The following is a 12111-nucleotide window of genomic DNA, read 5'->3' as shown; positions in this document are numbered from 1 at the left end:
TATTGTACTGTTTGATGCAATATTGCTATATTGCTTGTGTTTGTAGTTTACTAATCGGCGAGTTTGAGGACAATGTGACGGTCACGGCCCTCGCCAACAGAGTCGCTAGCTAGTCCTGCCTCGGACGCCACCCTGTGTACGGTGCGGCGGTCGGCGGCGTTCATGGGCTTTACCTCAAACGACTCGCCTGTTTCTTTCACTTTCTTTACCCACCCCTCTACGGTCTCGGCGAGGCGGTCGGCGCGTTGCTTCTTGTACTCGGCAACGTCTACATTTACCCGACACAACGTATAGTTTTGGTTCTTGAGTGCGCTGCTGACCAAAAACTGCATAGAGCGCATGGTTTCACCGCGCTGGCCAATCAAGAAGCCATTGAGGTGGGTAGATGGTATGTTTAGCTCTATTACTTCATTGTCCTCTGTGGTCGCGTACACGTCCGTGTTTAGGCCGTAAAACGACAACAAATCTTCCAGGTACTTCTTGGCGTACTGGATTGCCGCTTCAACGTCATTATTCATGGTTACCTCCGTTTCTTCTTAGACTTTTTGGAGGTTTTTGTGCGTATTTGTTTTGTGGTTGTAGTAACTATTTCTGCTTCAGGGGTAGATGAATAGGATATTTTACTGCCGCGCTCGGTTTTAAGCGGCTTGTCAGACTCGGCCGCCTCAACAAGCTGCTCGGCATCATCTTCGAGCGCCTTTTTCTGCTGCAAATACGCCACCACACCGCCAGTGAACCAGTACAGACTAAGGGCGGCCGCGAGGTTGATGGTAAAGAAAAACACCATAAAAGGAATAACGTACTGCATGCTTCGCCCGACAGCGGCGCTTACTTCTGCCTGGTCGGCCTGTTGACCGTCGCCTGCAGCTTTCAAAATATGTCGGAGCTTTCGCGCCTCTTTGTCTGTCGGCATTAGCTGGCGGCTGGTAAGGAACTGTATGCCGGCACTGAGCAGCACAAGAACGAGCGCCGGAACATACGTACCTTGGCTGTTGATAGCAACCTTGGAAAGGTCAATAACACCAAAGAGCGAGTTATCGAAGGCCTTAATATTGCCAGCCAAGTGCTCCATCCAGGGTAGGTTTTGCAGCGGCGCATACGCAAACTGCACAATTTGGTTAGGGTCTTTTATGACCTTAATGAGGCCCATGTATAGCCCTATGAGTACAATCATTTGGACAATCAGCGTTGGAAATGCACCAAATGGGTTAACACCGCGCTCTTTGTACAACTCCATCATCATCTGAGCTTCACGCTGTCGGTCACCCTTCGCCTCTTTTTTGATGCGCTTGAGCTCTGGCTGAAGCTGGCGAGTTATCTTCGTCTGCCTTAGCTGCTTCTTTACGAGCGGCCACATAAAGAGCCTAATAACCACGGTAAATACTATGATTGCTAAACCAAAATTGTGCCCGGGTATAATCGCATAAATAAGTACGAGCAAATTAAAAATGGGCTGGACAACAAAATCCGTAAACATACTACTCCTTTTGCCCCTCTACTATACCACGTTCTTCTCGGGTAAACCGCGCCGGCAGTGCTTTTGACAACACCCCCTGAAGCTCACTGCGTAACTTGGGTGGCGTCATTGTGGCTAGGGAGATGTCGTAGACACTGAGTACGAAATCGTACCCCTCCACTGCGCCCTGAAACTGTGAACGCACCAGCTCGTACACGCGCCGACGAATTCGGTTTCGTATAACCGCCGACTTGCTGACCTTGCGACTAACCACCACAACAACCCGGTATCCCGCTTCGCTTCTTTTGCTGTAGCGCAGCGATAAAAGCCTTCCGCGAACTTGTTTACCGCGATACGTTAGCCGCACACCCCTGGAACCATGAAAACGATTCTCTTTGCGCAGCATGTGAAGTAAGTTATCGAGTAAGTTGTGCGCGGCCCTTGTTGCGGCGGCGCTTTAGCACTGCGCGGCCCGCTCGCGAGGCCATTCTTTTTATAAAACCGTGCTCTTTGGCGCGGTGTCGTTTTTTTGGTTGGTAGGTTCGTTTTGGCATGGTCTCTTCCTAATGTTATTAGCTGACATATAGTATAGCACGGCCCGGTCGCCCAGCGCGCCATAGCCTTATATATTTGCTATTCTTGCCATAGTATAGCAAAGTTATCCCCCTTTTCCCAACATTTTCCACAGAAGCTACGGTGTTAGCCTGGGCTGTGGATAAATACTACCCCTTGGGACTCTTTTTCTGCTTGACAAAATAGTTGTAGAAAAAGTTGTGGAAAACTTTCGTCTCCTTCAGTATAGTTTACCTAAGAAACGTGGAGCGTACCGTATGAATGCTGTCGATTATGACCGGCTGTGGCAAACTGTTTTGGGTGACATAGAAATTTCTCTTTCGCGAGCAAATTACGTCACCTGGTTTAAAAATACCCGACTGATTGATTTTGCTGATGGAGTCGCAACCATTGGAGTGCAGAATGTGTTTATCAAACAGCAACTCGAACGAAAGTATGCCGATGTCATATCGGCTTCGTTAGAAAAAAATGACGTCCACACATCTGGGATTGTATTTAAAATCCAAGCTAGTGCACCCCGGTCTCGCGAGACAGACGAACGGGCAGTATTTCAACAAATAGAAAAAGCCCGGATGGTTCCCAGCCCAGGCAATGGGCAACACCGAACCGCAAGCCCCCTCACGCATACTTACCGCCAGGGCCTTAACGAGAAATATCGGTTCGAGAACTTCATTGTCGGGTCTGGTAATGAACTCGCATATGCGGCCTGCCAAGCGGTTGCCGCTGACCCCGGGAAAAAATATAATCCTTTGTTTTTATATGGCGGCGCGGGAATCGGGAAAACCCACCTCATCCAGGCGGTCGGAACCGCCGTACTCGCAAACCGCCCAGGCTCACACGTTGTGTATGTGTCGAGCGAACAGTTTGTGCAAGAGTTTGTAGATGCGCTCCGGTTCAAAAAAAATACCGACTTTGCTGACTACTATAGAAGCGCAGATGTTCTGATTGTTGATGATGTACAGTTTTTAGCAGGTAAAGAAAAAATACAAGAGGAGTTTTTTCACACCTTTAACGCGCTCCACCAGGCAAATAAGCAGATAATTATTAGTAGCGACAAACCACCCCGCGAGATTCCGACGCTTGAAGAGCGACTGCGGAGTCGCTTTGTATGGGGCATGAGTATAGATATGCAAAACCCCGACTTCGAAACCCGCTGTGCCATCATCCAGTCTAAGGCCGAGGAAAAAAACACTGTTTTGCCAAGCGATGTCGTTGAATACCTTTCAACACAGTTTCAGACAAATATTCGGGAGTTAGAGGGCGCACTCAATCAAGTCCTCGCGTTTTGTGAAATGCGCGACCTTTCACCAAACCTTGCGATTGTGAGTGGCTTACTGGGTTCTTCAAAAAGCCGACCTAAGCATCTGAGCGCCCGGCAAATCGTTGAGCGCTGCGCCAAATACTACCAAATACCACTCGAGGATATTATGGGACCAAAACGAGATAAAGACATTGTGGTTCCTAGGCAAGTTGCGATGTACCTTCTTCGTAGCGAACTCCATTTGAGCTTCCCAAAGATAGCGTTGGAGCTAGGCAGAAAAGACCATACAACAGCAATCCATTCTGTAGAAAAAATAGAGAAAGAAACTGATTTTGACCCGTCTATTCGTACGGCTTTAGCCGAAATTAAGGAGCGCCTATATGCTTAGGTTTGTTTGTGGGTTGTGGATTGGTTGTGGGCGCTTTGTGGATACTATGCTTCGCTTTCTTGGTTTTACACACACGGCGTTGGTAGGTTTAGTGTCGACTGGGTATAGTACAGGCCTTTATGCTCAGTTCAGACCTTGTGTTTTGGGCAGCACTATCCACAAGGTTAGAGTTTATTTTCCCTCTGTTATTCTTGGTTTTTCCTCATTTTCCACATCCCTAATAATAACTACTTCTTGGTATAAAAATAATTTTTTCATTAGTTCGTTGTGTGGAAAGGTAGCCATATGAAACTAAAGGTAACTCAAGAAAACCTTACAAAAGCACTTAACTATGTTGCTCGCGTTGCAAACACACGCTCAACACTACCCATTCTCGCAAATGTACTTCTTTCTATAGAAGACAATCGGCTGAAGCTTGCAACAACAAACCTTGATATTGCAATCTCTAGCACAATCGGTGCGCAGGTGCAGGAAGAAGGAAGTCTTACGGTGCCGGCACGACTTTTCCAAGAACTCGTCGCAGGGCTACCGAGTGGTGTGATAGAGCTCGAACAAGACGACCAACGGCTAAAAATAACAGCCGAGCAATATAAATCAGTTATAAATGGTGTTAGTGCAGAAGAGTTTCCTGTAATGCCAGCAATAGAAAAAGGTAGCACATGGACAGTGCCCGCACCCCTACTCAAACAAACCCTTCACCAGGTTTTATTTGCCGCTTCAGGAGACGAGAGTCGGCCGGTCCTAACCGGTGTATATGTTCGTTCCATTGAAGGGGTTTTGTATTTTGCGGCAACAGACAGTTACCGGTTAGCCGAAAAGCGGCTCAATAACACAAAACAAGACGTAAACCTTCTCATTCCCGCCTCTGCCTTTCAGGATGTGCTTCGAGTTATTAATGACCAGGCTGAAGATGTGACTGTTGTTTGCGATGACCAACAGGCACTGTTTCGGGTTGGTGACGTTGAGGTTGTGGCTAGGCTTATAGAGGGTACGTACCCAGATTACCGAAAACTAATCCCAACATCATTTGCTGTGGGAACAACCTTGTCGCGAGCAGAGCTTATTAATATAGTCAAAGTAACGAGTTTATTCGCGCGTGAGAGTGCCGGGAGTGTTGTGCTTAGTGTGGACGAGGCGAGCCAAAGTATATGGGTTCGTGCGGTTGCCTCACAACTTGGTGAAAACAACGCGACTGCCTCTGTTAAAACAAAAGGCACGGGTTCTATTACCCTCAACTCGCGCTACTTACTCGAAGCGCTTCAGGCAATGGAAGGCAAAGAGGTGTATTTAGGGTTTAACGGCAAAGTCGAAGCGGTTCTTTTGTCTGACCCGGGCAGCGATGACTACACACACATTATCATGCCCCTAAAAAGCTAGGCGTAGGCTATACTGACCGCATGATATCGAATGTTCGGCTGCAACATTTTCGGTCTTATGCGGACAGTGCTTTTGAGTTTGGTGATGGCGTAAATATAATTGTCGGACCAAACGGAAGCGGCAAAACAAATCTACTTGAAGCCCTACTCGTCTTGGCGCGCGCGGGGTCATATAGGGTTGGAGATAATGACTTGGTGGCATTTGGTGCTGATTGGTCAAGAATTGACGGTGTTGTCGACGGCACACAGGAAAGAAGTATTATTCTCAAGAAAGGCGCCCTGCTCCAAAAAACATACACCGTGGGCGCCAAAACATACTCACGTCTGCCAGAGAAACAAAAAATACCAATTGTTCTATTTGAACCAAATCACCTCATGCTGCTACAAGGACCCCCCGAGGGAAGAAGAATGTACCTAGACGATATTCTTGAACAAATAAAACCTGGCTATAACGTGTTTCGTAAAAACTACAAAAGGGTGCTCGCCCAGAGAAACACACTCTTAAAAACACCACACACAACGAAACAAGAGTTTTTTCCATGGAACCTGCGGCTCAGCGAGCTCGGGGCGGTTATTTACCGTGCACGGCGCGAGCTCGTTGACGAACTCTCGACCCACATACAGGACACCTATAAACAGCTTGCGGCAACCGACACAAAGATAGGTGTTAGCTACGAGAGTCGTTTAGTGGGGGTTGACTACGAATCGCAACTTATGCGGGTGCTTGAAGATAATTATCACTCAGATACCTCACGAGGGTTTACCTCATTTGGTCCTCATAGAGATGACATCATAGTACGGTTTGGTAACGTGCCGGCCGCCCTAACCGCCTCACGCGGCGAATCGAGAACAGCAACACTGGCGCTAAAAATACTTGAAGCCCAAATACTTGAACGGACCCGAAACCAAAAACCACTTATGCTGCTGGACGATGTTTTTAGTGAGCTCGACGGCGCCCGTCGTCAGTCACTAACAAGCCACTTACAAAACTTTCAAACCTTTCTTACGACAACAGATGCGGATATTGTAGTGAAGCATTTTACGTCCAGCACAATTTTTCCAACAGGGACGCAATAGTTACAATTCAGCACTATTAACCACAGTATAATCATTAGGGAACGCCATCTTGTCGATAACAGCCTTTAGGTTTTTTTTAACACTAGCCTCATCAATTGCTCGCCCAGAGATTTGGTCATAATATTCCGGAGTTACAATAACAAGATTTTTATATACAGACACAGACGAAACGGCTTTAGAGCGCAATACATTCAATACAATCTTGTCTATAGGAACTACACCTGTTGTTTCCCTCTCCTCAACAAGTAGTCCAATTTTTTCCTGACGAGTATCAATTAGGCAAAGTAGATACGTATCATTTGCTGCAGGCGAAAAACCACACAGGCGATAATCTCCAAAAGTGTAATCATAAGAACCCGAATCACGCAACGGATCATAAGACATAATACCAAGTGAGGAAACTATACGAAGGCTTGACGACGAGGTTTCAAATACGTCGACTATCCCAGGAATTGTATAGAGTTGTTTTGGTTCCGAACCCTTGACATCATACACCGTCATGCCGACCGAATTTATTGCACAAAGTCGATACTGTGCACAGGTTATTGCCGTCGAGAATATTTTAGGCAAAACGATATGCCTTTGTTTATTATTGGCGTATATGATAACCTCGGATGTGCCAGGGAGGTCTTTTGTAGCCGTCATGTCATTCTCTGGATTTAAGCTCTCAGTCGCCGTAGTGTCGGTATATAAGATTGCAATATCGTCTTTGTGTGTACGGACACTGGCTGGACTGAGACCAGTAGTGTGGGGCGGCTCGGGTCGGAGGCGGATGGAAGACATGGTTTCTGGATTGATATAGAAATAATCTGCCCTTGTACTTTCATAAACCAGAACACCAGACATATAAGGACGCATCTCATACCTATAGCTTGGATCAAGGGCACCAATCCGTACACGGTCAGCACCAACTAACTCCGGAGAAATTCTTTGCAGTGAGTAGCCCGCCACACCCTCAGTATCTTTTAGTAAAGCAACAGCATCACCCGATTTTGTTATTGCAACACCGCCCAAATCCCCAAATAGACTATTTGTGGGCAATAATGAACTATAAGAAGGTGTGTAGCCAGATGCAGGCAAGTGCTTCTCTATTCTGTACGCAGAGTCATCGCAGGATGCAGAAAACATCGCGTCACCATTATAGAAGGAGCAGGGGGATGGATTATTGCCAACAAAACTTCGTGATTTTTCTGCAACAAGCGATACATTTATAGATGTGGTCCTCAACAAACCCCTAGTCTTTTGTATAGCAAAGAAGTTCTTCGCACCTTGCTGAACCACAACCTGGTATGTGTCGTTCTTGACGACCCTCTTTATGATCTTGTCCGATGAATTGAAGGAGGTGGTTGCCCCAGACTCCCCAATGATTTTGTATGTTCGCATACCTCCCGACACATTCACAATGTACACATATGAGTGTCCCCAGGCCCAAGACATACACATAAACAACAAACAAGCGAATATGCCAACGGCCAATAGCTGTATTTGTTGTTTTTGCCGCATTACTTTTTCCCCCAGACGTATGTACAGCCGACTGTGGGCAGCTGTTTAATATCTGGTATGCTAGCGCCACTCCCAATGGCCATCAGGAGGGTTTGGGGACAGACCGCTTTACCATTAACTCTGATACCAAGATGAAGATGTGGACCGGTTGAATGCCCCGTACTTGCCGAGTGCATTATTAGCTGACCTGCTTTAACCGTGTCCCCTTGTTTTGCCCCAGGAACTGAGCCACCGTCGCTACCATGCCCATACTGCATTGTTACCCCTCCCCCAACGTCGATTATAACACCATAACCAAGACCACCTGTGGCTGTGCCAGCGGGTGCCGATGTAATTTTCCCGCCTGCTACAGCATAGACCTCTTCCCCTAAAGGAACGGGTATATCAGCGGCGGGGTAGTCGTGGTGCGCTTTTGAAAACCACTCTGGGTGTTGGTCAAACCACTTTTTCTTAACAGGTAGGCTGTAGTTCCCGTTTAGGAAAGCGCTCGAACCCCCACCACCCCCACAACTTGAGTCAGGGGACGGGCTAGTAGATGGGATTGAACCATATTTTTTCAGCGCATCTATTGCGTAGGAAAGGCGGGCACTGACAGTGCCAGACTGGTCAAGTGGCCGTTCATATCCTATGTACTTCCCTCCTGCTAATTTATTCCCTTGGAATGCGAGAACAGCTTCACGTAAGTCGGTTTGTTGTTTTAAATCATCCCCTGCCCCCTTTTCCGGTATCGAAGTTTTACCCTCGAGCTGACTCCAGACGAAGGCTATCTGCACGCCAAGATTGTTTGCCTCCGCAACGGTATGAGCAGCAGTTTTGGTTTGAGGATCGATAGAGTTAATAAACTTCGAACCAGGGGTCCACTGCACCAGCCCCCACCCCACACCAGAGCCACTAGCAAGAAACTCCTCCGCGGTTGTTATCTGACTTGGTTGCGTACCCTGTTTTCTTTGTGGTAGTAATCCTGACTCTACCATCATATTACCGATGACTCCCGAGGCCTGTACGGGCGTTAGCCGTCCTGGTTGTGTAAGATAATCAAAAATAGCCTTCCCGTTTTGTTCGCTTGTCCCATTTGGTATGTTGGCACCACCCGCAAGGCAGCCTAGGAGTGCCTGGTTTTTTTCATACCATACACTACCAATCAAAACCATATCAAGAGCGTCACCATCAAGTGGTTCGGCGGTGGCGATAACAGCGTTGCCGAGTACCATCAACGATCCAAATATGGTCAGGGTGCTTTTTATGCGGTTGCTGTATATTGACCTCATTGCGGCAACGCCCCGAACGCCTTTATGAGGATTGGTTGCACGTTTGAAGAAGTAGGATTACCCGTTATTGGGCTTGAGTATGCCTGGAAGTGAACGTGTGGTTGCGTGCCCTGTGCACAGGCTGGTTCACCTATAACACCCAAGGTTTGGCCCTGGTCTATACGAGCACCCTCCTGGCTTTGTAATAATGAGCCTCCTCGAAAATGAGTATAAAAATAGTAATTGCCGTCATCACCCTTAATTTGTATACTGGGAGACCCCCCACGCTCTGGGGAACACGATGGCTTTGGTCTATATCTTACTACGGTACCCCCTACGGCAGCCACGACCTCTGTGCCTGGGTTGTCAAATATATCTGCTGCGGGATAGTCGTGGTGACAATTTGTTTGACTGGTGTAACACCAAGCCCACTTAGTCAGCTTATAGGTTGCATCCTGATATTGCGCCGTCTTGATTCTGGTTTGAGTGGTTTTTAGCGGGAATGTAAAGTTCCCAACAGTACCAAGCTCCCCTCCGAGTGTAACAGCGGTATTTGTCGCGGGCGGACTGGGGAGAAGGCTTTTATCATACAGACCGCCATTGGTCGCGACTGAAGCACGGATCAAGAGGCATGGATTAGTTTGGTCGTGTTCGGGGAGTTGACTTATGTCATTTATGCGCGTCGTTGAGTTCCCCCACGTAACAGTAGTATTGGGGTCATCACACTTTGCCGACTCCCAGTAGGCTTCTGGGTCAGCAATAAATATTGAGTCATCCTCGGCGTAACCATATTGGGTTATACCAAATGGGTCTTTTTCGGGCAACTTTGCAGCCGCAGAAGCGTCTCTAGAAGTAACCGCATCAATAGAACTAGCTAAAGAACGTAAAGGGTTTAATGTGGACGCAATTAGGCCACTTTGTGCCGCGCCAGAGCCACTAGGGATGCTCATAGCTATTTTTGACACAAGAGAATTACTGTTCTCTTTGCTGAACATCCTGGCATACAAGGGTAGTTTAGAATATTCATAATGTTTTTGTTCGGCATCCGCCTTATATAAGGCCTTGACTTGTGTTGAGTTTAAAACCTTTCCTCCGAGGCCAAAGTGGCGTGTGTAGTTTGTGAGTATGTTAATTCCGCCAACCATTGTCTCAAAATACCGTGCACCGCTTTGGTTTGGGGTAGAGGCAAGGACAAATATTTTTGCAAACACTTCGTTTTTTAGCCACTCTAGCACTTCAGTAAGTTGCTGGGGTGTAATTGCCGCAACAAGCTTAGAGAGAGGCTCTTCAATGAAAGAAAAAATACTCAGTATCCCGTCCCTAATATTAACCCATACGTTTGCGACGAAACCCGGAAATGCGAGAAAGGGGTTGTTTGTAATTCCATCTACAGCAACCTTGGTAACAAAGGCAAGAGTACCAGTGGGGGATCCGATTGCCACATTCGGACAAATAAGTGCGCCTGCTGGATACCCTTCGCCATCGTCACACATGGCATTCGTCGCGGTGCTTTCTGCGTATGCCCTGGGGAAAAGAGAGGCTACCGGTTTTTGGGTACCCCCGCCCATGATTGCGCCATATAAAGGGCTGCTTTGAGCGCTTCCTCCCCCCTGGTCACGCGATGCGTCGGCTCCATACAGAAGAGAAAAGGAATTGAGGGTGGCGGGGTCGGCGGATCCGCTCATCAGCTCGCTCGCATAAGTTAGCGCCATTGTAGCGGTACCAACCATTGCCGTCTCATTCATAACGTAGTTCATGTGTAGTATAGTGGGTGCTGCTTTTTGGGCGCCGGAAATCAAGCTAGCACCAAGGTCAATCCACCCAACTACTGGAATTACTTTCACGGCTATTTTGGCGGTGGTCTCTCCCGCAATTTGTTTTATGAGGTATTCCACTGCCCCCTTCGAGCGAATCTCATCGGCCTGCTTGTTCAGTTCTTCTATAGAAGCCTTACCGTATTTTGATTGTAAATCCACAAGTCTTAACTGAAGATCTTTTTGGTATTTCGTTCTCCTCTCTCCCGTGCTTTCCGAGCTGTCAAGGTCGCCACACGTGAAACCATCGAGCGCGCACTCTAAAGAGAGACCGATAGAGGTATTTAAGGGGGTAATAACTCGTTCAATAAAACGACCCTTCGCTATAGAGAGGAGCTCGGTCTTTGTTGCTTTTATTTTCTTTCTTGTTTCACATGCGACGATACAATATCGGGGAGAATACTTACGGTCAATCAAAGGCATGCCTATAAACCTTATGTACATTCTATCTCTCAGGGTCAGGGCGGACATGGTTCGGCTTAACTCGCGGTGAATCTCTTTTTTTCCACGAAGTTGTGCAAATGCCTTATCTTCGAAATCACGAGATTTTCCCGTGTAGGTTCCAAGCTCGACACCTTCTCGAATTTCGGGCGTAGTCAAGAACACTTTGTTTCCTTTCGAGGTTGCTTCAAGCCGGATCTCGATACCCTTTTCAGCGAGTTTTCCTTCTATGTTAGCGTCGCGCCAAGCCCGGAAGTTGGCAGTAACTATGTTTGTTTTTCCGCTTACGTCTGCGCAGGACTTGGTACGGCGCGTCGTAGTGCAGCCATTCTTTACCATACCGGGTACTAAATATTTCACAACATAATAATGGAATATATTGTCACCCATTTTTTCGACAGCCCGCCTAGAGATAGCGTTATATGCATCGTGAACGTTTAGGGGTATGTGTATAAACTGGAGTGTCAGAAACATTGAAAAACCAAGTATCCCACCTCCTCCAAGTAACGCCCCAAAACCACCAAACATCATTGCCTTTTTTCGCCGCGAAAGAAATGATTTTTTTAGTTTCGATTTTTTGTCTTTCTTGTCCAACGCTTCTTTCTCGTCCGCTTCGGTACCGGTGTAATTTAGCTTATCCGCGCCCTGACTCTCCTTTTCGGATAGATTTTTTGCAGAATCAAGCTTAGCCGACCCAGACTCTTTGGCATCGGGACCATTAAAAGAGTCTTCTAGGTCATCGATGGCATTTTCGTCTGCAATGTCCGACCCTGACTGTGTCGCTGAAGGCATGGCAAAATTGCGCTCAAGGTCGTCAGCGGCCGGAGCGTTGTAGAGGTCCTCAAGTTGCTGCGGGGACATGTCTTGATTGTCTAGTGTCTGCAGGCTCTTTGGTTTGTATTGGCGGTCTTCGTCTCGTGCCATGACTATGACAAATTATTTGTACTCCCAGGGTACAATTGGTTTTCAAGATCT

Annotated in this window: 10 protein-coding genes; 3 read left to right on the top strand and 7 right to left on the bottom strand. The window is 47.4% G+C overall.

What is annotated here, in order from left to right; all coding sequences use genetic code 11:
- Positions 1-50: 50 nt before the first annotated feature.
- The 4 genes from IPP75_04360 to rpmH are packed head-to-tail and all read right to left on the bottom strand — an operon-like array spanning position 51 to position 2010.
- On the bottom strand, positions 51-518 hold the full coding sequence (locus IPP75_04360) for a KH domain-containing protein (protein ID QQS69125.1): 468 nt from the start codon (positions 516-518) through the stop codon (positions 51-53).
- Between the two features lie 2 nt (positions 519-520).
- Positions 521-1477, bottom strand: a complete 957-nt coding sequence (locus IPP75_04355; GenBank protein QQS69124.1) for a membrane protein insertase YidC — start codon at positions 1475-1477, stop codon at positions 521-523.
- 1 nt (position 1478) lies between these two features.
- Positions 1479-1862: a ribonuclease P protein component gene (gene rnpA, locus IPP75_04350; protein ID QQS69123.1), complete on the bottom strand. Its 384-nt coding sequence runs from the start codon at positions 1860-1862 to the stop codon at positions 1479-1481.
- A gap of 10 nt (positions 1863-1872) precedes the next feature.
- Positions 1873-2010, bottom strand: coding sequence for a 50S ribosomal protein L34 (rpmH, locus tag IPP75_04345; GenBank protein QQS69122.1), 138 nt, complete (start codon positions 2008-2010; stop codon positions 1873-1875).
- 276 nt (positions 2011-2286) lie between these two features.
- Between rpmH and dnaA the strand changes: the two genes are divergently transcribed.
- The 3 genes from dnaA (at position 2287) to recF (ending at position 6131) form a co-directional block, all read left to right on the top strand.
- Entirely contained in the window at positions 2287-3678 is a 1392-nt protein-coding gene (gene dnaA, locus IPP75_04340; protein QQS69121.1) for a chromosomal replication initiator protein DnaA, read from the top strand.
- 285 nt (positions 3679-3963) lie between these two features.
- Positions 3964-5055, top strand: coding sequence for a DNA polymerase III subunit beta (gene dnaN, locus IPP75_04335; GenBank protein ID QQS69120.1), 1092 nt, complete (start codon positions 3964-3966; stop codon positions 5053-5055).
- A gap of 20 nt (positions 5056-5075) precedes the next feature.
- On the top strand, positions 5076-6131 hold the full coding sequence (gene recF, locus IPP75_04330; protein QQS69119.1) for a DNA replication and repair protein RecF: 1056 nt from the start codon (positions 5076-5078) through the stop codon (positions 6129-6131).
- On the opposite strand, the gene IPP75_04325 is transcribed toward recF, so the two are convergent.
- The 3 genes from IPP75_04325 to IPP75_04315 form a co-directional block, all read right to left on the bottom strand.
- Positions 6132-7514 (bottom strand): hypothetical protein, encoded by a 1383-nt coding sequence (locus IPP75_04325; GenBank protein ID QQS69118.1) that lies wholly within the window; start codon positions 7512-7514, stop codon positions 6132-6134.
- A 119-nt stretch (positions 7515-7633) separates the two neighbouring features.
- Positions 7634-8902: a peptidoglycan DD-metalloendopeptidase family protein gene (locus IPP75_04320; protein QQS69117.1), complete on the bottom strand. Its 1269-nt coding sequence runs from the start codon at positions 8900-8902 to the stop codon at positions 7634-7636.
- Positions 8899-12060: a peptidoglycan DD-metalloendopeptidase family protein gene (locus IPP75_04315; GenBank protein ID QQS69116.1), complete on the bottom strand. Its 3162-nt coding sequence runs from the start codon at positions 12058-12060 to the stop codon at positions 8899-8901. The genes IPP75_04320 and IPP75_04315 overlap by 4 nt, the downstream gene beginning before the upstream one ends.
- Positions 12061-12111 lie beyond the last annotated feature (51 nt).

It is taken from the genome of Candidatus Saccharibacteria bacterium, assembly GCA_016700375.1.
Lineage (GTDB): Bacteria > Patescibacteriota > Saccharimonadia > Saccharimonadales > UBA4665 > JAGXIT01.
This window is presented reverse-complemented; position numbering and strand designations above follow the sequence as displayed.